The 24,230-nt window shown below is 52.7% G+C and carries 28 protein-coding genes and 1 tRNA gene; 9 read left to right on the top strand and 20 right to left on the bottom strand.

The annotated features are described in order from the left end of the window. Positions 1 to 794 precede the first annotated feature (794 nt). From SIB74_RS08235 to psbB, 9 genes are all read right to left on the bottom strand, one after another. Positions 795 to 1,421 (bottom strand): ComF family protein, encoded by a 627-nt coding sequence (locus SIB74_RS08235; RefSeq protein ID WP_063395088.1) that lies wholly within the window; start codon positions 1,419 to 1,421, stop codon positions 795 to 797. A gap of 105 nt (positions 1,422 to 1,526) precedes the next feature. Beyond that, complete coding sequence (locus SIB74_RS08230) at positions 1,527 to 1,802, bottom strand: DUF2470 domain-containing protein (RefSeq protein ID WP_063395069.1); 276 nt, start codon at positions 1,800 to 1,802, stop codon at positions 1,527 to 1,529. Between the two features lie 189 nt (positions 1,803 to 1,991). Then, positions 1,992 to 3,275, bottom strand: coding sequence for an FGGY-family carbohydrate kinase (locus tag SIB74_RS08225; protein WP_063395070.1), 1,284 nt, complete (start codon positions 3,273 to 3,275; stop codon positions 1,992 to 1,994). Between the two features lie 7 nt (positions 3,276 to 3,282). Continuing rightward, entirely contained in the window at positions 3,283 to 4,542 is a 1,260-nt protein-coding gene (gene metK / locus SIB74_RS08220) for a methionine adenosyltransferase (RefSeq protein ID WP_063395071.1), read from the bottom strand. After that, positions 4,539 to 5,351, bottom strand: a complete 813-nt coding sequence (locus tag SIB74_RS08215) for an HAD family hydrolase (protein WP_063395072.1) — start codon at positions 5,349 to 5,351, stop codon at positions 4,539 to 4,541. Before SIB74_RS08215 ends, metK begins: the two co-directional genes overlap by 4 nt. Positions 5,352 to 5,367: 16 nt before the next feature. Then, on the bottom strand, positions 5,368 to 6,471 hold the full coding sequence (locus SIB74_RS08210) for a 30S ribosomal protein S1 (protein WP_011826819.1): 1,104 nt from the start codon (positions 6,469 to 6,471) through the stop codon (positions 5,368 to 5,370). A gap of 101 nt (positions 6,472 to 6,572) precedes the next feature. Further along, a complete protein-coding gene (gene nrdR, locus SIB74_RS08205) occupies positions 6,573 to 7,049 on the bottom strand; it encodes a transcriptional regulator NrdR (RefSeq protein WP_011826818.1) in 477 nt (158 codons plus the stop codon). A 211-nt stretch (positions 7,050 to 7,260) separates the two neighbouring features. Next, positions 7,261 to 7,368, bottom strand: coding sequence for a photosystem II reaction center protein T (locus SIB74_RS08200; RefSeq protein ID WP_011131033.1), 108 nt, complete (start codon positions 7,366 to 7,368; stop codon positions 7,261 to 7,263). A 51-nt stretch (positions 7,369 to 7,419) separates the two neighbouring features. Beyond that, the gene (gene psbB, locus SIB74_RS08195; protein WP_063395073.1) at positions 7,420 to 8,952 is read right to left on the bottom strand and encodes a photosystem II chlorophyll-binding protein CP47; all 1,533 of its coding nucleotides are present in this window, start codon (positions 8,950 to 8,952) and stop codon (positions 7,420 to 7,422) included. A 251-nt stretch (positions 8,953 to 9,203) separates the two neighbouring features. Here psbB and SIB74_RS08190 point away from each other — a divergent pair, with 251 nt between their 5' ends. The 6 genes from SIB74_RS08190 to SIB74_RS08165 all read left to right on the top strand — a co-directional run bounded on the left by SIB74_RS08190 (position 9,204) and on the right by SIB74_RS08165 (position 13,450). Beyond that, positions 9,204 to 9,566, top strand: a complete 363-nt coding sequence (locus SIB74_RS08190; RefSeq protein WP_231905980.1) for a 2Fe-2S iron-sulfur cluster-binding protein — start codon at positions 9,204 to 9,206, stop codon at positions 9,564 to 9,566. A gap of 156 nt (positions 9,567 to 9,722) precedes the next feature. Next, positions 9,723 to 9,827 carry a photosystem II reaction center protein PsbM gene (gene psbM, locus SIB74_RS08185; RefSeq protein ID WP_011131030.1) on the top strand — a complete coding sequence of 35 codons (105 nt, stop codon included), beginning with the start codon at positions 9,723 to 9,725 and terminating at the stop codon, positions 9,825 to 9,827. Positions 9,828 to 10,353: 526 nt separating this feature from the next. Continuing rightward, entirely contained in the window at positions 10,354 to 10,809 is a 456-nt protein-coding gene (locus SIB74_RS08180; protein ID WP_011826812.1) for an acyl-CoA thioesterase, read from the top strand. A 90-nt stretch (positions 10,810 to 10,899) separates the two neighbouring features. After that, a complete protein-coding gene (locus tag SIB74_RS08175; protein WP_063395089.1) occupies positions 10,900 to 11,958 on the top strand; it encodes a DNA-processing protein DprA in 1,059 nt (352 codons plus the stop codon). A gap of 9 nt (positions 11,959 to 11,967) precedes the next feature. Next, on the top strand, positions 11,968 to 12,888 hold the full coding sequence (prmC, locus tag SIB74_RS08170) for a peptide chain release factor N(5)-glutamine methyltransferase (protein ID WP_063395075.1): 921 nt from the start codon (positions 11,968 to 11,970) through the stop codon (positions 12,886 to 12,888). Beyond that, positions 12,860 to 13,450 carry an L-threonylcarbamoyladenylate synthase gene (locus SIB74_RS08165; RefSeq protein ID WP_063395076.1) on the top strand — a complete coding sequence of 197 codons (591 nt, stop codon included), beginning with the start codon at positions 12,860 to 12,862 and terminating at the stop codon, positions 13,448 to 13,450. The genes prmC and SIB74_RS08165 overlap by 29 nt, the downstream gene beginning before the upstream one ends. A 181-nt stretch (positions 13,451 to 13,631) precedes the next feature. Here the strand turns inward: SIB74_RS08165 and SIB74_RS08160 are convergent, their stop codons facing one another. The 3 genes from SIB74_RS08160 to SIB74_RS08150 form a co-directional block, all read right to left on the bottom strand. Then, positions 13,632 to 13,871 carry a hypothetical protein gene (locus tag SIB74_RS08160; protein ID WP_011826808.1) on the bottom strand — a complete coding sequence of 80 codons (240 nt, stop codon included), beginning with the start codon at positions 13,869 to 13,871 and terminating at the stop codon, positions 13,632 to 13,634. Positions 13,872 to 14,393: 522 nt separating this feature from the next. Then, positions 14,394 to 15,014 carry a hypothetical protein gene (locus SIB74_RS08155; protein WP_063395077.1) on the bottom strand — a complete coding sequence of 207 codons (621 nt, stop codon included), beginning with the start codon at positions 15,012 to 15,014 and terminating at the stop codon, positions 14,394 to 14,396. A 2-nt stretch (positions 15,015 to 15,016) separates the two neighbouring features. Further along, positions 15,017 to 15,322 (bottom strand): hypothetical protein, encoded by a 306-nt coding sequence (locus tag SIB74_RS08150; RefSeq protein ID WP_063395078.1) that lies wholly within the window; start codon positions 15,320 to 15,322, stop codon positions 15,017 to 15,019. A gap of 482 nt (positions 15,323 to 15,804) precedes the next feature. Between SIB74_RS08150 and SIB74_RS08145 the strand changes: the two genes are divergently transcribed. Beyond that, complete coding sequence (locus SIB74_RS08145) at positions 15,805 to 15,978, top strand: hypothetical protein (protein WP_197463249.1); 174 nt, start codon at positions 15,805 to 15,807, stop codon at positions 15,976 to 15,978. A gap of 119 nt (positions 15,979 to 16,097) precedes the next feature. On the opposite strand, the gene SIB74_RS08140 is transcribed toward SIB74_RS08145, so the two are convergent. The 7 genes from SIB74_RS08140 to ctpZ all read right to left on the bottom strand — a co-directional run bounded on the left by SIB74_RS08140 (position 16,098) and on the right by ctpZ (position 21,157). Continuing rightward, positions 16,098 to 16,169: transfer RNA gene (locus SIB74_RS08140), tRNA-Thr, on the bottom strand. Next, on the bottom strand, positions 16,160 to 16,414 hold the full coding sequence (locus SIB74_RS08135) for a response regulator transcription factor (protein ID WP_231905981.1): 255 nt from the start codon (positions 16,412 to 16,414) through the stop codon (positions 16,160 to 16,162). Before SIB74_RS08135 ends, SIB74_RS08140 begins: the two co-directional genes overlap by 10 nt. 76 nt (positions 16,415 to 16,490) lie before the next feature. Then, complete coding sequence (gene minE, locus SIB74_RS08130; RefSeq protein ID WP_063395080.1) at positions 16,491 to 16,892, bottom strand: cell division topological specificity factor MinE; 402 nt, start codon at positions 16,890 to 16,892, stop codon at positions 16,491 to 16,493. Positions 16,893 to 16,896: 4 nt separating this feature from the next. Beyond that, on the bottom strand, positions 16,897 to 17,712 hold the full coding sequence (gene minD, locus SIB74_RS08125) for a septum site-determining protein MinD (RefSeq protein ID WP_011826794.1): 816 nt from the start codon (positions 17,710 to 17,712) through the stop codon (positions 16,897 to 16,899). 153 nt (positions 17,713 to 17,865) lie between these two features. Continuing rightward, on the bottom strand, positions 17,866 to 18,543 hold the full coding sequence (gene minC / locus SIB74_RS08120; RefSeq protein WP_063395081.1) for a septum site-determining protein MinC: 678 nt from the start codon (positions 18,541 to 18,543) through the stop codon (positions 17,866 to 17,868). A 35-nt stretch (positions 18,544 to 18,578) separates the two neighbouring features. Further along, positions 18,579 to 19,820, bottom strand: coding sequence for an HD domain-containing protein (locus SIB74_RS08115; RefSeq protein ID WP_063395082.1), 1,242 nt, complete (start codon positions 19,818 to 19,820; stop codon positions 18,579 to 18,581). Next, entirely contained in the window at positions 19,817 to 21,157 is a 1,341-nt protein-coding gene (ctpZ, locus tag SIB74_RS08110) for a carboxyl-terminal processing protease CtpZ (RefSeq protein WP_063395083.1), read from the bottom strand. The genes SIB74_RS08115 and ctpZ overlap by 4 nt, the downstream gene beginning before the upstream one ends. A 59-nt stretch (positions 21,158 to 21,216) precedes the next feature. Between ctpZ and petB the strand changes: the two genes are divergently transcribed. Together petB and petD are read left to right on the top strand one after the other, a co-directional pair. Further along, on the top strand, positions 21,217 to 21,873 hold the full coding sequence (gene petB, locus SIB74_RS08105; protein ID WP_011131016.1) for a cytochrome b6: 657 nt from the start codon (positions 21,217 to 21,219) through the stop codon (positions 21,871 to 21,873). Positions 21,874 to 21,963: 90 nt separating this feature from the next. After that, the gene (gene petD, locus SIB74_RS08100) at positions 21,964 to 22,446 is read left to right on the top strand and encodes a cytochrome b6-f complex subunit IV (RefSeq protein WP_011826790.1); all 483 of its coding nucleotides are present in this window, start codon (positions 21,964 to 21,966) and stop codon (positions 22,444 to 22,446) included. A 62-nt stretch (positions 22,447 to 22,508) separates the two neighbouring features. Here the strand turns inward: petD and SIB74_RS08095 are convergent, their stop codons facing one another. Then, entirely contained in the window at positions 22,509 to 23,975 is a 1,467-nt protein-coding gene (locus SIB74_RS08095) for a glycoside hydrolase 100 family protein (RefSeq protein ID WP_011826789.1), read from the bottom strand. Between the last annotated feature and the right edge of the window lie 255 nt (positions 23,976 to 24,230).

The raw sequence follows: 24,230 nt of genomic DNA, 5'->3' as shown, positions 1-24,230 counted from the left end.
TGCCAGAATTATCTTTGCTCAGCAATACCTTGATTAGGGCATTGGCTGTGCATCCATTTGGAAACTGGGCGGATTGATTTTGCCCCTAAATGGTTGGGCCATCAGAAGAGGTTTGTGGAAGCTTTAGAGGCTTGGGATCGCTGAGGTTTGAATTGGCTGTTTGATCGCAGCAGTATCTGGGGAGGAATCCTTTCGTGGCTCATCTCTGTGGGCCTGCCTCATCTAAAAATCATTGCATTTTCATGCTACTTCGTTGTTTTAGTTTCTATTTTGGTGCCAGACTTACCAGTAGTGGCGGTCGAATTGGCACTTCGATCTTGAGTCGAATGGTTGGCGTTGGTGATTTCGATAATGGTGATATTGCATTGCTATTAGGTGGGCCTAACTGATGTCAACCCTCCTCTATGTGAGCGTGAACGCTCTGATTTTCGATCTGTATCTTTGCGGTTTGCCGATTAGTCTTGGTGCTATGTAGATCATTCTAGATTTTATAATGTAAGCGATCGGATGCTGGTCGTGGCAGATTCGCTCATGCCTAGCCAGAATCCCTGGGGCGATAAAGATGATTTGCTCTCTCGATTGGCAGAATGTAATCCACCAGAGTAGTGTTATTTGGCAGCATCAGGGCGAAAGTCAAAAATGCATCAACGCTTGAATGATCTCAAGATAATTAGCGATGAAAATGGTTGTCATTGTTTTTCGCTCGATAATCTTCCAAGGGGTGCAATGATTTTGAGCTGTCAGCAATTCATCCAGCCTTAAATATTGTTTTAAAACAGGGTTGATTATCAAGATCACGTTTGTGATAGTTGAGAGGATTGATGTTTAGGAGTTTTGGCCAGGCAGACAACACCGCCTACAGTCAGGCCAAGATTTTGCAAGCAATTCTTGGCTGCCGGAGCTGTGGCACCGGTGGTGAGGATGTCATCCACAATCCAAACCCGATGAAAGGACCAGTCAGTTGAGTTGTTGCTAAGGCCTGGCACCGCCTCGAATGAATGAATTTGATTTCGTTGGCGTAGCTGTCGGTCGAGATGGTGTTGTCCCACGGTTGCATAGCGGCGGCGTAAGAGGCCATGACAGGGACGGCATAAGCCACTGGCCAGAAGCTGGGGTAAAGGATTTGCTCGGTTTAGGTTTTTCCAGCTCGGAATCGGGACCAGCACAGCGTTGATGGGGACGAGCGGGGTCAGCAGTTTTGCTAAGGCGTGGATCGCTGACAGCTTCCGATCGCGACGCAGATTCAACAACAGTCGGCGGAGATGACCTTTGTACCAACCCAGAGTTCGCCATTTCAGGGGACTTAGGCCTCTTAAGCCATCGGCTGGTAGATCGAGTTTCATGCAACAGTTCAGGCAAGGCTTGGAAGACTCGGCCTCTGAGGTGATCGTTGCCCGGCAGATGGGGCACTGGGGTTGCATGAGCAGGGCATGACCTGCTCGAATCAGGGATGAAAGCAATGCAGTTCAGCTTCTGAAACAAGGATTCCCCTCGCTCTTATGGCAGGGTTCCCTTATGAGGCCATATCAGCCAGATGATTTCGGCATGGATTTCAGCATGGCCACCAGAGTGTGATGGGCATCTTCACTATCGGTGAGGGTGTGGTCGAACTTGATCTCTAAGGCATCCCCATCGACTTCAAGTTCCATCGTTTCCGAGGTGATTAAAATCATCTTGGCTGTTTGGGGGTCTTTAATTCCTCCGTAGTAACGCGCATAATTCATGACTGCCTCGGCATGGTCGCCATTCATGTGGCGACAGATGCGTGCACTGACATCAGGGGTGAGGGGGTCGGAGCTCATCAGCAGTGGTGTTGGAAATTTTGAGACTAGAGATTGGAGAGCCTGAAGTGAGCTCTTACCAATAGGAGTTAGTCAAAGCGCTGTTAAAGAAGGAAGTATCTCTAGTTCGATCACATTGAAGCTCATTGAACTTTTCTTCATGACAACCAGTCCAGTCAAAATGTGGTCATGACATTTGGTTAGCACCATTCAGAGCTGTTGATCCGATTCTTGCTTGGTACTAACCAAGTTGTGTTGAGGAGAGATCGCTTGCAAGGCCAGACGGGCTACTCCGGCAGCTGGTGGGTTGGTGCAAGTCTTGACGGGTATGCCAAGGATCCGTTCTCTTAATCGACGCCATTGGGGATTGCGTGCTCCCCCTCCCAGGCTGATCACTTGCTTGGGAGGGGGCGCGCCAAGTTCTTTGAGACGTTGCCAGCCTTGCAATTCGATGTGTGCGAGGCCTTCCAGCAGGCCATGGAGGTAGAGGGAATCGCTCACAGGTCGTGGAGTTAGCTGTGGTTCGAGTGTGGGATCGTCAATTGGGAAGCGTTCGCCGGGGCCGGGAAGAGGGCGCAGCATTAGACCACTGTTGAACTCTGGATTGATCTGGCGGCTTAACTCTTTGAGCTCGGTATCACTGAACAGTTGTCGAAGGACGCTGCCACCGGCATTGGAGGCTCCGCCGCAGAGCCATCGTCCGCCAACGCGATGGTTGGTGATGCCAGCACCACGGATTGGACCTTCCGTAAAACGTTTCAGCACAAGGGTGCTGCCCAGCACGGTGATGCCGTCGTCGGGACCTGCATTGGCAGTTAAAACAGCAGCATTGGCGTCGGTGGTCCCTGCTACTACGAGGAGTTGTTTCGGTAGGCCAAGGCTTTGGGACTGCTCAGGTGCCACCGTACCCAGAACTTTGCCGCTGCTTACGATCTCAGGAAGTGCTGCCCGCCAGGCTGTTTCGGCAATGCTGGCAGGCCAGGTCTGATTGACTAAATCCCAGCCTAAGCGCAGGTTGTTGCCTTCTTCTCCCCAGCACCAATTGCCTAGCAACCAGCCGCTGATCCAGTCCGCTTGATGGCGTAGCAGAACGCTTTGGCCATGGGTGCTGATTAGTCGTAGAGCCCTTGCCAAGCTGCTGCTCACACTTGAGGCTGGTTCTCCATGGGATACAAGGGAGATGAGTGTTTGCCTTTGCTCCGGGCAGCTCAGATTGTATGGAAGGGCTCTGCTAAGGGCTGTGCCAGTGTGGTCGCAGGCCAGCAGAGTTCCTGATGTGCCATCCACGGCTAATGCCCTCAGGGCCAGCCGAAGGTTGGTGGGCAAAGCCCGAATCAGTTCCATGCAGCAGGTTTTCCAGTCTTCAGGGATCTCAAGCCCTTTTGGATAGTCCGCTGTACTTGTGTGGATCAGCTTGCCGTGCTCGTTGAGCACGGCAAGCCGTACGCCGCTGGTGCCAAGGTCGATGCCGAGCGCCAGGGACGAGTTAGGCATGGGGTTTCTAGAGGCTGCTGCCCTGTTTTTGTTGTTGGGCCTCTGCTTGCAGCAGAGTGGAGGCCTTGTCCGTAACGTCTTCCCAGGGAAGCTTTAGATCAGGGCGGCCGAAGTGGCCATAGGCAGCAGTGTCTTGGTAGAACCGTCCTCCGCGTTGCTGAGGCAGCTGTCGCAGCTTGAATTGTTCGATGATGGCACCAGGTCGCAGGTCAAAATGGTCTTGCACCAAGGCTGTGAGTTCGTCATTCGTCACTTTTCCGGTGCCAAAAGATTCCACTAGGATCGAGACGGGTTTAGCCACGCCAATGGCATAGCTGAGTTGCACCTCTGCACGTTGAGCGAGGCCTGCTGCTACAAGACACTTGGCCACAAATCGTGCGGCGTAGGCGGCAGAGCGGTCCACTTTGGTTGGGTCTTTGCCGGAAAAGGCTCCACCACCATGGCGGGCATAGCCGCCGTAGGTATCTACGATGATCTTTCGGCCAGTAAGGCCAGCATCCCCCTGTGGGCCTCCGACCACAAACTTACCGGTTGGATTGACTAAAAAGCGGGTCGCCTCACGATTGGGTTTGAGGGGGAGGTCAGCAGTCGCTGGTTCTACGACATGGGTCCAGAGGTCTTGAGTGATCCGCTCACGGATTCCATTCTCATCCGAGATGCCCTCTACCTCCGAGGTGTGTTGAGTGGAGATCAAAATCGTGTCGATCGCGACAGGACGGTCGTTTTCATAGACCACACTGACTTGGGTCTTTCCATCAGGTAGCAAGTAGCTCAGAGACCCGTCATGACGGACTGCAGCGAGTTGACGGGCAAGGCGATGGGCGAGGCTGATGGGTAGGGGCATCAGCTCAGGGGTGTCGTCGCAGGCGTAGCCAAACATGATCCCTTGGTCTCCGGCTCCCACCTTGTCAAGAGGATCACCTGAATGGTCGTCGGCTTCATTAACCCCTTGGGCGATGTCTGGTGATTGTTGATCCAGGGCAACGAGCACGGCGCAACTGGTGGCATCAAACCCACCTGCACGAGCACCGCTATAGCCAATCTCGCGGATTACGTTCCTAACAAGATGGATGAAATCAACCTGGGAGTTTGAGGTCACTTCGCCTGTGATGAGGCAGAGCCCTGTATTGACAACTGTTTCACAGGCAACTCGGCTGCTCGGGTCTTGGGCGAGTAGGGCGTCTAGAACGGCATCACTCACTTGATCACAGATCTTGTCGGGATGCCCTTCTGTGACGGACTCAGAGGTGAAGACGTAACGGCTCATGGAGAACTGAAGTTATGCGTAATTTTAGGGTCTGCCTTGACGACTAGATCATTCCAGTGGTGGATGAGGTGGTGGTAGTTCGTCAGTGTTGGGGGTTGATTCCAGCCGGCCATGTAACCAAGGCTGAGACCTATACCAGCCTGGCGAGCCATCTGTAAATCGGAATCGGCATCACCAATCAAGGCGCACTGGGAGGGGGCTAATCCCATTAAATGGCAGAGTCTTTTGACGGCATTTGGATTGGGCTTAGCTGGTTGATGCTCAGCGCTCCAGAGTTCGGTCACCGTGTCATGAAGATTGTTTTGGTTCAGGAAGGTTTCAATCCCTGAGGCGCTGTCATTGCTAATCACGGCGCAGATCACCCCTTGTTGTCGCAGTGCTTGCAAGAGCGAAAGGGCACCTGGTAGCAGAGTTCTCGTTGTTGCTAGGCAGGGCACTTCATTCTCAAGAGCATCCACAGCTGCGAACACTTCATTGGCCAGAGCAAGAGCCTGTGGCCAGCCTTCTCCGAGCAGACAGAACACCGTTGCTGTGGAGATTAGGTTGTGATGCCTTGACGCTACGGCGATGGTTCCGCCTGGATCGAGTCCTTCAGCGTTGAGTCCATAGGCAGCAGAGAGAAGTTCCTGAATTTTGAAAACCACACTTTCGCTGGCATTCCCTCGGTGAAACCTACGAATGGCTTGTTCGATTCTTCCTTTTGCCAGAGTGAGCAGGTGGGGTTCGCTATGGCAAAGGGTGCCATCCTTGTCGAACAGCACCCCTTGGATGTTGCCGATGGGCGTCCCCCTCAGCAACAGTTGAGGCATGGGCTAGCGATCAGGATTAGTCGAGGGGGACAACTTCTGGATCTTCGCCTTCTTCGGCTTGCTCGAGCAGCATTTGCTTGTAACGGGCGGCCATTTCTTCGGCTTTGTCAAAGACTTTCTGTGGATCGGTGAGCATGTCTCCGGGTTCGGGCTCAAGGGCCTTGGTAGATAGTGAAATTCGACCTCTCTCCGCATCGAGATCGATGATCATGACCTTCATCTGATCATTCACGTTAAGAACCGAGTGGGGGGTCTCTATATGCTCGTGACTAATTTCGGAGATGTGAAGTAGGCCACTCACGCCACCGATGTCGATGAAGGCTCCGTAGGGCTTGATGCCGCGAACGGCGCCGATGACGACTTCGCCAACCTCGAGGCGATTCATCTTCCTTTCCACCAGAGCACGGCGATGGCTCAGTACCAAGCGATTGCGTTCTTCGTCGACTTCGAGAAATTTCAAAGGTAGGAAGTCCGCTACAAGCTCTTCCTTTGGCTTGCGGGTGCTGATGTGTGATCCGGGGATGAATCCTCTCAGGCCTTCCACCCTGACCAGGGCACCCCCGCGATTGGTCGCAAATACTTCGGAGTAGATGGTGGCATCTTCCTTTTGCAGCTGTCTTACCCGTTCCCATGCACGTTGGTATTCGATGCGGCGGATTGAAAGGGAGAGTTGTCCGTCTTCGTTCTCCTCACTCATGATGAAGAACTCACGGATCTCTCCGGGGAGTAAGACGTCGCTGAGTCCTTCGACCCGATTGATCGACACTTCCTGAAGGGGCATGAAGGCTGCGGTCTTGGCCCCGATGTCGATCATTGCCCCCTTTGATTCAAGGGCAAATACCGTGCCGTTGACAATGTCACCGGGCTTGAAGTTGTAGTCGTACTTGCTCAGTAGCGATGCAAATTCATCGAGGGTGAATCCAGCTCCACTCAGGTCGTTTTTGGCTGCTCGGCTGCTCGGGTCATCGGCTGTTGGGACATCCTCTGGAATGCTCAGGTCTTCTTCAGCCAAGGCTTGATTGGCAGCTTCGGCTGTTTCAGAAGCGGTATTGATTACCTGCTCGCTGCTAGTGCTTTCAGCAGCAGAGTCCTGAACTTGTTCAGTAGGAGTCGCAGACATTGTTGGATGGCGGTCTGCCCTATGGCAGTGCGCAAGGAAATCCGAGTGGCCCGCCGACCTTTCGGAATTAATGGATCACTCTACAGATTGACTCCTTATTCTCAGCGAACGGCTGCGAGCTGTTCCTTGTTGGCATGAATGCCTTCAAGTGCTGCTACGAAATCATTAATTCCACGGAAATGACGATATACAGACGCAAAGCGCACGTAAGCGACCTCGCTCATTTCCGATAGTTGGTCCAAAACCATTTCGCCGATTTCAGCACTATTCACTTCACGCCCACTTCGTTGCTGAAGTTGCAGTTCAAGCTCGTTCACCATTGACTCAAGTCTGTCTTGCTCGAGACCGGTTTTTTGACAGGCCATAGTAAGGCCATTAAGGATTTTGCTGCGATTGAAAGTCTCCCTATTGCCATTACGCTTCAAAACTGTGATTGGAACAGTTTCGACGCGTTCGTAGGTCGTGAAGCGAAAGTCGCAATGTAAGCATTCACGGCGCCTTCTTACACTTCGCCCGGCATCAGCAGCGCGGGATTCAAGTACCCGACTATCAGTGTTTTGGCAGGAGGGGCATTGCATGCCCGTAAGACTCCAAATTTAGTGAACTAAGTCTAGACAGTAATTCGAGCCTTGAGAAGGACCTGTTGAACTGCATTCTCAGGCTTTAGTGCCGTAAATCCTTTGCGAGACAATGAGACTGCATGATTATTTGGATCATCGAGATTGGAGTAAGAAGTGCTTAAAGACAAAAAAAGCCCCGCCGAAGCGGGGCTTTGAAGAGATTGGCGTTTTATTTGCCACTGTCTTTGCCGATTTTCGGCGGATCACGGAATGCAACCGCGAAGAACAGAGTGGCAACCACCAGGGTCATTAAGAGGGTGTAAGCAAAAGCATCCATTGAGAGTCTCCGTAGGGTCGATCAGCTGAAGGTGTAGTTCTTGTTGAAGGCTTAAGTTTGCCCTGGAACGCGACGAGTAGAAGCGTCGCCCAACTTTTGGAACACACCGAATTCAACTTGGTCGCCAAGGTCAGGATCGATACCGGCAAACACATCGCGGTACAAGGTCCTAGCTGCATGCCACCAGTGGCCGAACAGGAACAGGAGCGCAAAGTTGACGTGAGCAAAGGTGAACCAGCCTCGAGGTGAGCTTCGGAAAACACCATCAGAAGCATAGGTCTCGCGGTCGAAAGTAAAGGCTTCACCAAGTTGAGCCTTGCGAGCCAGACGCTTCACATCAGCGGTATCAGTGAAGGTTTTCCCATCCATGGAACCGCCATAGATGGTTGCCGTCACGCCTTGCTGCTCAAAGGAATTCTTTGCTTCAGCACGGCGGAAGGGGATGTCAGCACGAACAACGCCGTTCTGATCTTCAAGTAATACAGGGAAGTTCTCGAAGAAGTTCGGGATCCGGCGGACCTGGAGATCATTGCCTGCCCTGTCTTGGAAAGAGATGTGACCGAGCCAGCCAGTCGCAAGGCCGTCGCCATTCACCATGGCGCCAACTCTAAATAGACCACCCTTTGCAGGGCTGTTACCTACATAGTCGTAGAAGGCAAGCTTCTCAGGGATAGCGGCATAAGCCGCCTCTTCAGTAGCGCCGTCATCCATGGCTGATTGGACACGACGGTTGATTTCAGTTCTGTAGAAATTTTGGTCCCACTGATAACGGGTAGGTCCAAACAGTTCAACAGGTGTGGCAGCAGATCCATACCACATCGTTCCTGAAACGATGAAGGCGATAGCGCAAACAGCCGCGCAGCCACTGGCTAACACTGTTTCGATATTGCCCATTCGAAGGGCTTTGTAAAGCCGTTCAGGTGGGCGGTTGAGCATTTGGAAATGGCCACCAAGGAATCCAAAGATTCCTGCAGCAATGTGGTTCGCCACAATGCCGCCTGGACTAAATGGATTGAAGCCAGCCGCTCCCCATTCAGGAGCGACGTTTTCCATATGACCTGTTAGTCCATAGGCATCAGAGACCCACATCCCTGGACCATAAAGTCCAGATAGATGGAATGCTCCAAAGCCGAAGCAAACCGCACCTGCAAGTGTCAGGTGGATGCCGAAGATTTTTGGAAGGTCTAAAGCAGGCTCTTGAGTGCGTGGATCTAGCCAAAGATCAAGATCCCAGTAGGTCCAATGCCAGATTGCGGCCAGCATTAATAGACCACTGAAGATGATGTGAGCGGCAGCAACACCTTCGAAGCTCCAGAGGCCTGGATCAACACCGGTTTCACCGGTGATGCTCCAGCCCCCCCAGCTGCCAGTAATTCCGCAGCGGGTCATGAACGGCATGACATACATGCCTTGCCGCCACATGGGGTTGAGGACGGGATCCGAAGGATCGAAGATGGCTAATTCGTAGAGGGCCATGGAGCCGGCCCAGCCGGCTAACAGGGCTGTGTGCATGAGGTGCACGGCCAGAAGTCGGCCGGGGTCGTTGATAACGACCGTGTGCACCCGATACCAGGGCAATCCCATGGGTCAGGTTCGGGGGAACGAAACGAAGCTGCTAATGCAGCCAGACCCGCAGATCGTAAGACGTGCCCCATTAAGTGTGGAGAAGGTTGTCGCTAGCTGCAACGTGTAGTGATACATGAATAGCTCTTAAAAGAGTGGGTTTGGAGGGCTATCGATTTCGTCAGGCTGAGGTTTTGCTGATATTCAGGCTTGGTTACAAACTGCAATGCCGCGCTTGAGACAAAATGGGTTGTCTTTTGCGTTCCAGATCCATGCCCATCATTCGCTTTGTCCGGGAAGGCAAAGATGTTGAGTGCAAACAGGGCGAAAATCTCAGGGAGGTTGCCTTGCGCGAGGGAATGGAGCTCTACGGGCTGAAAGGAAAGTTGGGGAACTGTGGAGGTTGTGGTCAGTGCATTACTTGTTTTGTTGGAATTGAGGGGGAGAGCAAAGTTGGTGCGCTTTCACCACGAACTGAGGTTGAGGAAATCAAGCTCAAGCGCCGCCCTGAGAATTGGCGCCTTGCTTGTCAGGCCATTGTTATGTCGTCAGTGATCGTCGTGACTCGACCACAGGAAGCCCTGCTTAATGCCAAGAGTCGTCTTGAGGAGGCGCGTGCGCAAAAGCTGTCTTAATAGGCCATCAAATCCCTCGAAGTCAGAGGGGTTTGATGGTGTGATCTCAGCTGGTTTTGAAAGGGCGTGGGCTGCTACGCCCGGTGACGAGGCTTGAGCAGATTGCAGTTTGGGTAGCTTGCGGGTGATACTTTCGCGGAGTAATCCTCTGCGGCCATGCCTGTAAACAACTTCGGCTTCCTAGCCACCCTTCTGTTCGTAGCGGTTCCGATGTTGTTTCTGATTGGTCTTTACATCCAGACCAACAGCAACAAAAGCTGATCAACTTCTTGCTGGTTTGAAGGCCATCCGCTTTCCAGTTTCAACTGCGTTCTTGGCCCTGGTCAATCAGGACTAAAGCGGTTTCATCAACTCAGGTGAAGTTGCTCACCGGAACTCCCAACCAGCTTGTCGAGGACCCAAAAGCCCTTGCTCAGTTCTTGTTGGCGACTCTCCCAAGCAATTGAAACTAGATCTGCGTTCTCTTCAACCGCCATCTGGACCACCCTCGCTTTGATTCATCCCTGCTTGATGGGTGTTCCCATTGCGTTGGGGCTGATTCTCATTAACTTGCCAATGTCTTGGCGGGGAAGGGTTTACAACTCTTTTGATGGGGTTCCACTATCTAGCTGGACAACTTTCAGGCATCCAGACTTAGCCGATAGATGTCAGCTGTTTTGAACTTGGGAAGGTCAGTTCGGGTAGAGCATTTTCAGCATTGCTTCGAGCTAGTTCTTGGTCAGTAGGTTCTTTTGCAAGCTTTACCAGGCTTTGCAGCAGCCTATGGCGAGTGAGTTAGGAGTTCAGCATGCTGATGAAGAGTGAGAAGACTCAGCCTTGGAAGCTGCGTAAGAGGGTGTTGCCGCAGCACACAGATCACGCTGGGGTGATGTGGCATGGGGCCTATGTGGCATGGCTGGAGGAGGCTCGAGTGGAGGCTTTGGCGCAGGTAGGTTTGCCCTATGAGCGCATCTCCGCAGCCGGATTCGAGATGCCTGTGGTGCGTCTTGAGATTCACTATCGTCGTGCGCTTCGCCATGGTGAGGTAGTAGAGCTGGAGAGTTGGTCTCTGCCCTGCGATGGGGTGCGATGGCCCTGGTTCACAGTTTTTGCATCGGAGGCAGGGGATCGGGTCGCTGATGCTCAGGTGGATCTTGTCCTGCTCAATGTCATGGGCTCGAGGCGGCGGGTGCTACGTCAACCCCCAGAGCCTCTTGCGAGTGCTTTACGGCAACTACAACAGGGGGCCGCGCCGCGCCTATAAGATCATTGGTTCATACGTACTATTTCGCTTGTGGAGCGTCGGCATTGGTGGTGGCTTTGGAGCCGCTGTCCAGGGATTGGAGCTGCTCGAATGGGAGACCTCGAGGCGCTAGGCAAGGCTCACGAAGTCAGTCTGGCTGAGCTATGGACTTGGCCTGAGGAAAGGTTGAGCAAGGTGCTCTCCTGGCCGAAAGCCTTGTTCAAAGACTTGAGCCTCCACCGCAGCAGGTGGGGAACTTGTCCAAGTGTCGACGTGCCGGAGGATGTCTTGTTGCCTGTGGATTTGCTTTGGCCGGAAGGGGTTCGTGCCTTGAAGCGCCCTCCTGTGGCGCTTTTTTGGCAGGGCCGGCAGGAGCTTTTGGGATGCCTTGGGGCCCGTAGGGCGGTAGCAATTGTTGGCACACGACGGCCTTCGAACCATGGTTTGCGTGTGGCTGAAGCATTGGGTCGTGCTTTGGCACTAGCGGGTTGGCCTGTGATTAGTGGCCTTGCAGAAGGGATTGATGCGGCTGCCCATCGCGGCTGTTTGGAAGGCGGTGGTGCGCCTGTGGGCGTGCTGGGCACACCGTTGCAGAAGGTCTATCCCCGGCAGAATGAGGGCCTTCAAGCTCTGGTCGCGGCTCAAGGGCTGCTAGTCACAGAGCAGCCCCGGGAGACTTTGGTCAAGCGCGGTTGTTTTGCAGCCCGTAATCGCTTATTGGTGGCCTTGGCAAAGGCTGTGGTCGTAGTCGAATGCCCCGAGAGAAGTGGAGCCTTGATTACAGCGCGGCGGGCAATAGAGCAGCAATGTCAGCTGTTTGTCGTGCCCGGTGATGCAAGGCGATGGTCGGCCCTCGGTAGCAATGCTTTGTTGTTGGATCAGGCTTCCCCTTTGCTAAGCCCTGAAGCTCTTGTAAAACAACTTGGTACTGGTCCGCTGGCGGTTCATTCTCCTTCGGTTGCTTTTGATTTATCTGGTTCTCGCCCTAGCTCACGAGCCGGCCAGCATGGCGATACAGCACTGTTACAGGCCATTGGCGATGGTGCGTCCCTGGAGGATTTGATGACCTGTCTGAATCTGTCTTCGGCGCGCTTGACAGAACAATTGCTTCAGTTGGAGTTGCAGGGTGTTGTGGTGGCAGAGCCTGGTTTGCATTGGCGTTTGGCCTAGCCTGTTTCGATGGCATTGCTGGAGATTTGCGCAGCAGAGCTATTGGCCTGGCGTCGTTTGCAGTTGGCTGAAGGAGGCCGTGCTGTTGATTTTGACTGGTTGCTTGATTTGGGTGGAGGTTTGCGCTGGAGCGATCTTCAGCAGCTTTATCTCGATCCACGACGTTCAGTGCTGCTTGAGCGATCCCTTGATCAGTTGGCAATGATCTGGAAACAACATCTTGATCATCACATTCCTCTTCAGCATTTGATCGGTTGCTGCCCTTGGAGGGACGTTGAGCTGGAGGTCAGTGCGGCGGCATTGATTCCCCGTCAGGAGACTGAGCTGTTGGTGGATTTTGCTTTGCAAGCATTGGCTCGGAAACCTTTTGGTCGCTGGGCCGATTTGGGGACAGGTTCAGGAGCACTAGCTGTGGCATTGGCTCGCGCGCTCCCTGTTTGGCGTGGACATGCAGTTGATTGCAGCATCGAGGCCTTGGCTTTGGCGAAACGGAACTTGCAAAGGCTTGCGCCCCATGCCTTATGGCAGCTGCATCAGGGCAGTTGGTGGGAGCCATTGCGGCCTTGGTGGGGAGAGTTCAGCTTGGTGCTGGTCAATCCTCCCTACATCCCAGAAGCTGTAATGGCTCAACTTGAACCTGTGGTCCGTGATCATGAGCCGCATTTGGCTCTATGCGGGGGAGCTGATGGGTTGGTGGCCACTCGTCAAATCATTGTTGGTGCCATGCAGGCCTTAGAGCCTGGTGGTTGGCTGTTCTTGGAACACCACCATGACCAGAGCGATGCCGTGCTGGCTTTGATGCGTCAGCAGGGTTTGGAGAATGTGGAGTACAAGTCAGATTTACTGGGGGTAAGGCGCTTTGCCATTGCTCGGCATCCTGAACATCACGACTCTTTGAACCATGGCACTTCTGCCTTCGGCTGTTCTTGACGCCAGTGCCTTGGCATCCAGATTGCATGCTGGTTCAGCGGCATTGTTGCCCACAGACACCTTGCCAGCTTTGGCGGCCGCTCCTGTTCATGCTGCACAGTTGTGGACCATCAAGCAGAGGTCGGCCGACAAACCTCTGATCCTGATGGGATCTACTCCTGAAGAGTTACTTGCGCATGTTTCGCCGCTTGCTTTGGAGGATGCCTGGTCGATGGCCAGGCGCTATTGGCCCGGGGCCCTCACCTTGGTTTTACCGGCTTCGGGTGTGCTTGTTGAGGCTCTTAATCCTGGAGCTTTCACGCTTGGGTTGCGAGTACCGGATTGTGGAGTGATTAGGTGTTTGCTGAAGCAGAGCGGGCCGCTAGCTACCACGAGCGCGAATTTGTCTGGTGCTGCGCCCACGTTCTCTGCAGATGCTGCTCATACTTGTTTCCCAGGATTGCCATTGTTGGGGCCATTGCCATGGCCGACGCCTTCTGGTTTGGCCAGTACGGTGGTGGCTTGGCAAGGGACCGGGCGTTGGCATGAGTTACGACGTGGTGCAGTGGTGCTTGAGCTTTGAATGAATCGCGCGATCAAGAGAGCTTGGCTATTCCAATGGCTAACCAAGGTCGGATAAGAGGTGTATTGCAGAGATAACTTCAGTGATGTAAAAAACTTCTCTTAACAAGGGTGATTTGTTGAGGATGTTGCTTTGGAAGAGTTGTTGTTGCTTGGCTGTCAAGCTTTTGCGGTTCTGCTGCTTAGTCACGAATCCCTATTCTTAACAGCCAGTTGAGCTCATCTAGCTCGTGCTTGAATTCGCCGATATTTCTTTCACAAGTCTGGCGAAGCTTGTCTAGTTGAAGATATTTTGTGCTATCTGTCTCCACATTATTCATTTGAGCAGTCAGGCTGTAAAAAGCTTTCCAACACTCTTTTAAAACATTGTTGAGCTCACAGCCTCTGTCGAGCTCTGATTGAGAGAGTTTTGTGAGCTTCACCCAATACCTTGAGATGCTGTTTAAACATAGAAATACCAGAGCCGAAGTGCCAAGACCTTAATAATCCCTGCATTTTTAAACTGTTGCGAAACCTTGTCGCAAGGCTCGTTAAAGCATTTAATTTCGTTAGGCAACGCCACATCAGGGGTTAATTGCTCTAGTCCAATGGCGTATGCTGGCCATTATTATGGATACTCATTAATGCAATAAGAGGCAAAGCATGCCTTGTGAGTTGATCTTTGTGCTGGTTGGTGAGGCTTTTAAGGCACGGTGAGGTTGACTGATGGTCAAGTTTTTAATATTTTCCTGTGCTTTTTATTCAGGGCTTGAATTGTTTAGATCAACAATGTCCAGACCATTTGAATCTTTGTGCCAGCCTTTATTTTTTCGGCAAAGGTCAAAGTTAAGAAAGCCTAAGGCGATTCCTTCTTGAAGATGCTTTGGGAATAAGTCGCCCAGCTTCTTAGTCTCTTCTTCAGTAAAAAATTTCAAAACCTCATTTTTGATGCCAAGCTCAAATGTTTACTTGTCGAACACTGGCTCGCCTTGATTCAGCTTTATTGCAAGTTTTCGGATGGTTGTAGTAACACTCAGAAGCTTGACAGGATTCTTTTGCTGCTTGTTGATTTCTGCAACTTGTGCACTTGTAGGTTGTGTCATTATTGGAATTGGGTAGCCAAGTTCGATTGTTTTCTTCATTAGATCATCTCGCAATGTCTTTACTGCGCCTGCTTGACTTGGGTCGCCCGCAAGAATAGCCTCAACAAACTTCATTAGATCATTCCTTTTGGATTGGGATGAGTGAAGTAACGTTCGTATAGAGGCTTTGATGGCAGTGACATCAAGGCGAGATTGGGTTTCTCTGATTGAATCAGTTAGCAACCTTGATACTTCTTCTTTTTTGCTTGCTGCAATCGATTTGATCTTCGATAAGGCGAATTTGTCTGAAGCAATCCATTTGACGACTTCGTCCAATCCTTTATTTGGCCTTGGCCATCTCCGTAGGCAGCCTAGTGGGACGACAATCTCATGGATATAGTAGGCGTGAATTTCAGTGGCAATAGTTTTTGCACTGGCTGTTGAGATTTCATTGCTCTCAGAGCAATCGCTTGGCATGTTGTCAACTTCCCCGTTGTCAATCATTGCTAAACACCTTGATCTTTTGCCTCGACAAGAGCATCAGTTCTGCTTAGGCAATATGTGCTAACTGCAAACCATACGAGTTTCATTCTAAGTGTCTCTTCGTTGTCAAATTCGTCTTTCAAGTCAGAGTCTACATACCCTGTCTCCTCTATTATCTCATGGATATCGGCTTCAAAATGCTCGTAAAGATAATCGAGTTCCCACACTTCTCTGAAGCCGTCAAATCCTGCAGATATGCCTCGATGGTTAATCTCTCTAATCTCTTGTGAATTGCAGAAGCGCTGGTCCAGGAATTCTATAAATCTCATTGCCTTGGCTCTTATTTTAGCAGGATCCTAGCAAGACCTTCTCTATTAGGCCCAAATACCATTGGAGCCATCAATCCTTCATTACCTTTTGTTGTGTTTGCTTCCTGTTTTTGATGCATCTTTCTCTCATCAAATGGGATTGAGTAAGCTCCATTAGCAATGGAGCTTTATTGTCCTTGGAGATTTTTGAGCTGCTATTTTGCATTTTGCTTGCTTTCATATTTTGCCATTGGATCTGATTCCCTGATCAAGGTTTCCTTACGATTGTCTTGGTCGTTGCCCCCGTGTTCAGTGTTGTCGATAGTTCTGGTTGGTTGGTGGCATTTTTTTGAGCTTATGGGTAGAACCTCTTTGTAAGCTTCAGATCCTTTGATCGCGGCGTTTAGAACGTAGACAGTTGTTCAATGAAGGTCACCATCAACTCTTCACAATGTTGTCAGTCACGTGAAAGTGGCTTTGATTCCTAAATTGCCTTCCTTCACATGCTCTGGCTGATCGGCTTGGTATTGCTTCTTCAGTCCAGCTTTCATTGGCTGTTAGAGCAGGCGACTGTGATTACTACACCGATTTTTGAATTACGGGGTCTGGGTTGGGTGCTGTTGTTGCTTGGAGCTTGGTTGCTCGCAGGGAAGGTGAAGGATCAGGCTGATGGTTGAGAGGTTTGAAGAGTTCTTTAAGACAGGACGTTTGACAAGTGTGTCCAAAAGGGAGGGCTCTTGTGCTGCCTTGATCTTCTTGTTTGGCAGCTTGGCTATTGACAGTCATCATTCTGAAATGCCGGCTAACGGATTTGAACCGATGGCCTTCGCTTTACAAAAGCGCTGCTCTACCACTGAGCTAAGCCGGCAATCCCGGAAGTGTAACGACGGAGGCGGCTGCTTCTGGCTGACAGTTGGCAATCAGCCACAAGGTGAGTTCGAGTCGGTTTTGACAGCCGGTTTTGGCGAGGGCATGGCTGATGTGACTTTCCACGGTTCGTGGACTAAGGATCAGTCTTTGTGCAATGGCTTTGTTACTGAGACCCTCAAGCAACAAAGTCACCACGGATTGCTCCGCTGGGCTTAGTCGTTGCGGTCCAGCTGATGGAGGCAATGGAAAAGAGTTTGATTGATTTTTTGGCTGCATAGCAGCAAAGCAATTTCCTTGAGGATTCCCCCTCTTCTCCGCACTATTCCATTGCTCCAGGAGTTGAAACGGATTCTTGGCTGTTGGAAACCTTCTCTTGGCTGCTGACAGCCTTCTCTTGGTTAATGACAGACCTCTCTTGGTTACTGACAGCCTTCTCTTGGTTAATGACAGGCTTTGCTTGGGAACGTTTGATCGGCAAGTTAGCCACTAAGGCCGTCATGCGATCTTCGGTTTCAAGGCTTACTTCGCCTTCATCAAGGTCAATCTCCACGTACTTGGCAACGACCTCAAAGATTTCGCGTCGCATTTGATCGAGCAGTTCAGGGCTTAGATCGCTGCGGTCATGGGCAAGCACCAGCTGAAGGCGCTCCCTTGCCGTTTTGGCACTGGCTGGTTGGCGGCCCAGCAATTTGTCAAGGATGTCTCGCAGAGTGGTTGCCATTACATCAAAAGATCTTGGTTTGCATCAAACGCCACACCTTTTCGCGTAGTCCCAGTCCTTCCTTGGCCGGATCGATCAGAGGAACATCTTCCCCTTGAAGGCGACGCGCAATGTTGGAGTAGGCACGAGAGGCTGGAGAGTTGGTGGCACTGAGGGTGAGCGGCTCACCACGGTTGGTGCTCACAATCACCTGTTCGTCCTCTAGAACTAAACCAAGCAAGGGCAGCGCCAGGATGTCGGTCACATCGTCTGCGGCCAGCATCTCTTGATTGGCCATCATCTTTGGACGCACCCTGTTGAGCACCAGCTGAACAGGGCTTACGCCATGGGTGTTCAGTAAGCCGATGACACGGTCGGCATCGCGCACTGCCGAAACCTCAGGGGTTGTGATCACGATTGCTTCCTTGGCGGCAGCAACAGCATTTTTGAAGCCGTCTTCGATCCCCGCGGGGCAATCAATTAATACATAGTCGAATTGCTTGGCCAGCATCGCGCCAATGCGTTGCATGTCCTCAGGTTTGAGCCACTCGAGCATGCGGGGGTTACCGGCGGGCAGAAGCGAGAGGTTTGGCTCCTGCTTGTGTTTCACCAAGGCCTGATCAAGCCTGCAGTTCTCTGAAAGCACTTCCTGGGCGGTGTAGACGATTCGGTTCTCCAGGCCCAGCAGGAGATCGAGGTTGCGCAAGCCGAAATCGGCATCCAACACAACGGTTTGAACTCCAAGCTTGGCAAGAGCGATACCCAGGTTGGCGGTGAGGGTGGTTTTGCCGACACCTCCTTTTCCGGAGCAGATCAGAATGGTGCGTGTCGTTGGCGCCACGGGCCATTGAAAAGTTCGGTCAGCTTAAGTGGCGTAGGCAATAGGCCCAAGAGAAATGGTCCAAGGTTTGCAATGGAACAAATGGGCTTTGTTCAACGGGGCATTAGCCGGAGGCTTAATCGTGATGTGTGTTTGCCTTTTGAGGCTGAAGAATTAACCGTTGAATCTGTTAGCCCTAGCAGGCTCGATCATGATTGTGCCTGCTTCAAGTCGGGCCTCTTCTGCTAAGCCAGGTTGGGGTTGATCTTCAGGGCCTCGAGCAACTGCATCGGCAATACGCAGTTGAAGTGGCCTGAGTTGTAGGGCCACAATTTTTGCTTTGGTGTCGCCGTCCTGTCCGGCGTGAGCAATGCCGCGGAGTCGGCCCCAAACCATCACGTCGCCTCCAGCTGATATGCGTGCGCCGGGGTTGACATCCCCGAGTAGCAGCACGTCTCCTTCTGCGCTCAGATGGTCTCCTGATCGCAGAGTGCCTTGGTGGAAGAGCAGTTTTTGGGGCGTCTTGGGCTTGGGTTGTGTATCGCCAGAGCGTGTTTTGGAGCTGTTTCCCTGTGGAGAGGCCATATGCGTTGGATAACCCAGAGCAGCAGCGCTGACAAGGGTTTCTCGCAAGTTGGCGTGAATTCTGGTCAGCGTCACTCCTTCTTTGTTCAGCAGCTCCATCAGCTGATGCAGGTCCCGGCAACCAAGTTGCCAGTCGCGGCAATCGAGTTCGGTGGGTCCAGGATCAAGTTCATTGAGCTTGGCCGGCAATGTTTCTCGCCAATGTGCTTCTCGGCACCAGGGGAGTGTGAGTCGTTGTGTCTCAGGCTCGCCCACCTCGATCTCCAAGACCCTTGTCAGATGAGGACGCTAGGCCAGTCCGTCTAGGTTGCCAGCGCAGCTTGAAGCTCCCCATGAATCTCTCGGGGATAAATCAACCATGAAGATTCGGCTGGGGTAATCAAGCTGGCGACCAGAGGAGAGGCTTGCTCGAGGGCTCGCAATTGCCTTCCATCCCAAAGACGCAACCCTCCTTTGTAAGGGTGATAACCGCGCTGTTGCTGATGGCGTAATCCACAGCAGAGCGCTGGATCGAAGCCTTGGCGTTCAGCTAGTTGCCGAGTCAGAGTGAGGACCTCTAGCTGGCTGCTATGGCTCAGATATTCCACTGCAAGGGCTTTCAGTAGGTGGCGATTGAGGAAGCGTTTGCAGAGTTCGGCTAGAGGTGCTGGCCCCTCGTCTTGCCAACGCAGGAGGTGATAGCCGGTGCGCAGGTCATCATTGGCGAGGAATGTGTCGAGGTCGAGTTGATTGAGGCTCCAGAGCCAGGTGGCCATGATCTTGTCGGCCCAAACATGAGCAGCTCCGAGTTGGCGAGCGGTGCGCACCACCTGCTCAAGCAGCCAGTTGCAAACAACATTGAGACGGTGGTTATAGACACTGCGGTACATCAGGTTGCGTACGACCAGGTAGTGCTCAACTGCCATGAGGCCTTTTGGATGAATGGCCATGGCTCCATCAGGCGCCAGGGTGAGGGCGGAGAGGATTCGCTCGAGGTCGAGCTGGCCGTAATGGGCGCCTGTGCTGTAGCTGTCTCGCAAGAGATAGTCGAGTCGGTCGCAGTCCAGTTGGCTACTAACCAGAGCCTTGATCACGCTGTGGGGTGAACTTCCCCGTTCAAGAAGATTGGCTACTCCATCTGCAGTGCCCGGGGCGTAGGCCTCGAGGGGCGCACGCACGGTGGGATGTTCCCTGACTAAACGCGCCGACCAGGTCTCATGGTCCAGACCAAATATTTCCTCTCCGGTATGGCTTAGGGGGGCATGGCCGAGGTCATGCAGTAGGGCCGCTCCATAGAGCAGTCCGCGATGTTCCTCTAGGCCTGAGTCGAACTGCAGCAACCTTTCCAGAGCAAGGCGTGCGAGATGAAACACACCAAGGGAATGGGTAAAGCGACTGGACTCAGCTCCATGAAAGGTGAGGAAGGCTGGCCCAAGCTGACGGATGCGGCGCAGCCGCTGGAATGGCGCCGCATCGATCAACTGCATCACCATGGCCTCTGCTGCATCGCTGGCATTGAGGGTGATGCCGCGATGGAGAGGGTCGTGATAGGTGCGCAGACTCATGGATCATCACGATTCTGCTGAGTTTTGAATTCAACATCTTCAGCACTATCGAGCTGAAGATCTTCTGTGGTCTCTATCTGGGCATCCTGATCGCGGTCGATTTGGGCCTCCATCCAGAGTTCAGCATCATGCAACCAACGGTCTTCTTCCCCTCCAGGATTGAGGGGTTCAGGAGGATCCAGAATCCGATCCGGCTCGATGCCCTGGTTTTGAATGTCTCGGCCGCTTGGAGTCATGTATCCGGCTACCGTCACGGCCAGGCCACTGCCGTCGCTCAGGTTGGTGAGTGTTTGGATCAGACCCTTGCCAAACGTGCGGCTGCCAAGCAGCTGTGAGCGGCTGTTGTCTTGGAGGGCACCAGCCAGAATTTCGCTCGCGCTGGCAGTCCCGCCGTTGACCAGTGTCACCATCGGACCGTCATAAAGGGTTTCAATTGCAGAAGGGATTGCTTCGTTAATGCGCTCTCGGTTGCGTGTCTCCACGATTGGGGAGCCACTCAGGAAGGCATCCGCTACAGCTAGTCCGGAGCTCACTAACCCACCGGAGTTATTGCGCAGATCTAGAACTAGGCCTTCAATCTCTTTTTCTGACAGTTCCTGAAGTGCTTCTTTGACCTGTTCGGGCACTCCTTCGCTGAACTGGGTGATGCGTAGGTAGCCCAGGGTGTGTTTAGCACTCCTCAGTCGGCGGGTCCGTACTGGCCTGAGGTCCACACTGCGTCGCTCGAGGGTGAGTTCTTCGCTAGATCCATTTGGGGGTTGCAGTTTTACTACAACTTGTGAGCCCACTTCTCCCCGCAGCCTTGCAGCTGTGGCTTCGAGTCCAAGGGCTTGTGGAGACTGGCCATCCACGCTGAGTAGGGCCGTGCCGCTTGTGACGCCCGCATCGGCCGCGGGGGATCCTTCAAGCGGAGCGATAACCACGACCTGGCCATCTTCAGCGCGGGCCCCCAGCTGTAGACCAACGCCGTTGATCTCGCTGCCCAAATTGGCGGCTTTTATGGCGGTGTAGTCGTCTGGTCTCAATAGTCTTGTGTAGGGATCTTCAAGTGGAAGCAGCATCGCTTCGATGGCCTCATAGGCCTCGTTACTACTGTTGATTGTTTTCTCTAATGCCTGCTCTCTTAGCCTTCGCCAGTGCACCTGATCGAACTTGGCGGGGTCTAGATATCCCTGGTTAACGAGCCGCCAGCTTTCAACGACCAGTTGTTGGGCATCATTCAATGCCATGGCTGGAGTCGCCATCAGCAGCATGCCAAGACCCAGGCTCAGCCACGCAAGCCATAGGCGCCGCAGCGGATGTGATCGGGAGTTAGTAGTCGGCAACATTGGCTTCATGCCGGGTGCTGTCCATGCAGGACGTTAAGTAGACTCTCGCAATCCGGACCCTCATTTGCATGACGAACTCCTCACCTGTCTACGACTGGTTTCAGGAACGTCTTGAGATTCAGGCCATAGCTGACGATGTCAGCTCAAAGTACGTGCCTCCACACGTCAATATTTTCTACTGCTTAGGCGGAATCACGCTGGTGTGCTTCCTGGTTCAGTTCGCGACAGGTTTCGCGATGACCTTTTACTACAAGCCCACTGTGACTGAGGCCTATAGCTCTGTGAGCTATCTGATGTCAGATGTCAGTTTCGGCTGGTTGATTCGTTCTGTGCATCGTTGGAGCGCCTCGATGATGGTGTTGATGCTGATCTTGCACGTCTTTCGCGTCTACCTCACCGGCGGCTTTAAGCGTCCGCGAGAGCTCACCTGGGTTACCGGTGTTGTGATGGCTGTGATCACCGTTTCATTTGGTGTCACCGGTTATTCCCTCCCATGGGATCAAGTCGGTTACTGGGCTGTGAAGATCGTTTCAGGCGTGCCTGCTGCTATTCCCGTGGTTGGAGATTTTATGGTCGAATTGCTTCGCGGTGGCGAGAGCGTCGGGCAGTCCACCCTGACTCGTTTTTATAGCCTTCACACCTTTGTGCTGCCCTGGCTACTTGCAGTGTTCATGCTCATGCATTTCCTGATGATCAGAAAGCAGGGCATTTCAGGTCCGTTGTAAGTGTCAATCATTCAGATTCAAATCCCACTTCACGTTTTTATATTTCAGTTCAGCACCTACTTCATTCGCTAACTATTCGGCCAAAATCCCATGCACATTCTTAAGAAGCCCGATTTCTCTGATCCAAAATTGAGAGCGAAACTGGCCAAGGGCATGGGGCACAACTACTACGGTGAGCCTGCTTGGCCGAATGATCTCCTTTACATCTTCCCAGTCGTGATTCTGGGCACGTTTGCTTGCCTTGTTGGTCTTGCTGTTCTTGATCCCGCGATGTTGGGTGATAAAGCAGATCCCTTTGCAACGCCTCTAGAGATTCTTCCTGAGTGGTATCTCTATCCGGTGTTTCAGATTCTTCGGGTTGTTCCTAATAAGCTGCTTGGCATCGTGTTGCAGACCCTTGTTCCTCTCGGGTTGATGCTGATTCCCTTCATCGAAAACGTTAATAAGTATCAGAATCCATTCCGCAGGCCAATTGCGATGGCCTTCTTTCTATTTGGAACGATGATTACTATTTATCTCGGCATCGGTGCTTGTCTTCCCATCGACAAGTCCCTAACTCTGGGTTTGTTCTGAATAGTTTTTAAAAGTCAAGATTTGCTTCTATGGGCCCGGCTTCACGCCGGGTTTTTTGTTGCTTACACCTCATGTGTTGGCAGCAGTTCGTCGAGATCCAACCACAACACGTCGTCGGGGCAGACGCGTAGAAGGTGGTGGAGAAGTAGAAAGCCCACCATGGTCCAGGTCTGGTAGGTCCTTGACTGCTGTCCTACCCAGGTTCCTGTTGGTCCATCAAAGTATTCGGCCCATTTTTGACGCGGCAGTTGGTTTAATTGGCTCCAGTAGCACTCCTCCAGCAGGGCGCGCATTTCACCCATCAGCAGCACGTCGGCCTCAGGATGACGCCGTTCATGTAACAAGATTGAGGCTCCGAAGAACCAGAGCAGGCTGGGCCAGTGTCCGCCGTTGTGATAGCTCCATGGCCAGTTTTTCGGGTCTGAACCTGTCTTGTTCTGCCATTCCGCCCCTTCCATGGGTGGATGACAGATGCGCATTGGCATCTGAGCCATCAGATGCTGTCGGTTGTGAAGCACCAGTCGGAACAGAGCGCGCTGTTGTGGGGCGGTCAGTAGCCCAAACAGGCAGGCTAGGGAGTTTCCGAGACTGTAAAAACGAAAGTCAGGTCGTCCGGTGCGGATGTTGCCGATGAGATAGCCACCCCGGTTTTCAAGCCAGTCTTGAAGCCAGTCGGGAACGACCTGTGGCTGCACGTTGAACTCGTTTTGGTGCTGGTTGTCGCCGTATTGCTCTGTGGGTCTTCTTCGCAGCACCTGCATGGTCTTGCTGGTGACCCAGTAGTGCTTGAGCAGGAATTGACGTAGGTCATGCACCCATTGGCGGGTCAGTAAGAGACGTTGGTCGAGAAGCCGACTGACATGATTCTTGCGACTCAGTTCCATCAGCTCGATGCAGCTGCGCAGGCAGGCATAGAGCAGTACTTCCACTTCAAGTGGTGCCCCCCAAACATCCATGGGGCGGTCAATCATGAATGAGCAATCCTGAACAAATAGAACTGGAGTGCCCTCGAAGGTGGGATGCAGCACGAGATCGAGCATCAGCTGCACACCTCGTTGGACCTTTTGGTTGGTGCCGAAGTTTTTGTCACCGCTGCGCTTGACATAAAGCCAGCACAAAATGGGCCACCAAAGGCTTGCGTCCACAGAGGTGATCCTGCCGATTGAGCGCTGGCCATAGTCAGCAATGAGCTCGCCTTGTTCCTCAACGAAGCTGGTGGGGAACACCCCGCGTGTCTGATATGTGGTGCTTTGCAGATCTAGGCAAACGCTGAGGAATTGCTTCACCTCCTTGTAACGCTTTTGGGTGAGCAGGTAGATCATCACGGGCACGTTGTCGCGCAGGAAGACCTCGCCGTAATTGAGAGCTTTGTTATGGGGCTGATGCTCAAGAGCCGCCACGCTGCCTGCCACAGTGCCGCCTACTTCGATCAGCGTGCGTTCGAAATGCTCCTTGACCTGCTGCACCACCTGGTCTTCATTGGAGTTGGGACGAACCCTCTGGTTTTGCTGGTTTAAGCGTCCGGCCATGGACTGATATGCAATGCATTTGCCAAACGCTAGTGATGGCAGCCTTGACCAACAGTGGAAGCAACTATGGAGATGGGAGCGATTGAGAAAAGATTGCGTACGGGGTATGAAATGGGCTATGTTTTTGTACTGCGCGAAGGGCTGAGCCCTGTAGCGCAGGCCACGCGATGCTGATGGCGAAAGCTCGAGGTGTCAGTGGGCGCTTACAAGATCAGAGGAGCGATCCGCTGGTGTTGTAGGTTTTAGAAGCGATCG

The sequence above is a fragment of the Prochlorococcus sp. MIT 1306 genome (genome assembly GCF_047304515.1).
Lineage (GTDB): Bacteria > Cyanobacteriota > Cyanobacteriia > PCC-6307 > Cyanobiaceae > Prochlorococcus > Prochlorococcus marinus_D.
The sequence above is the reverse complement of the archived record's forward strand: the minus strand, read 5'-3'. Positions and strand labels throughout refer to the sequence as shown.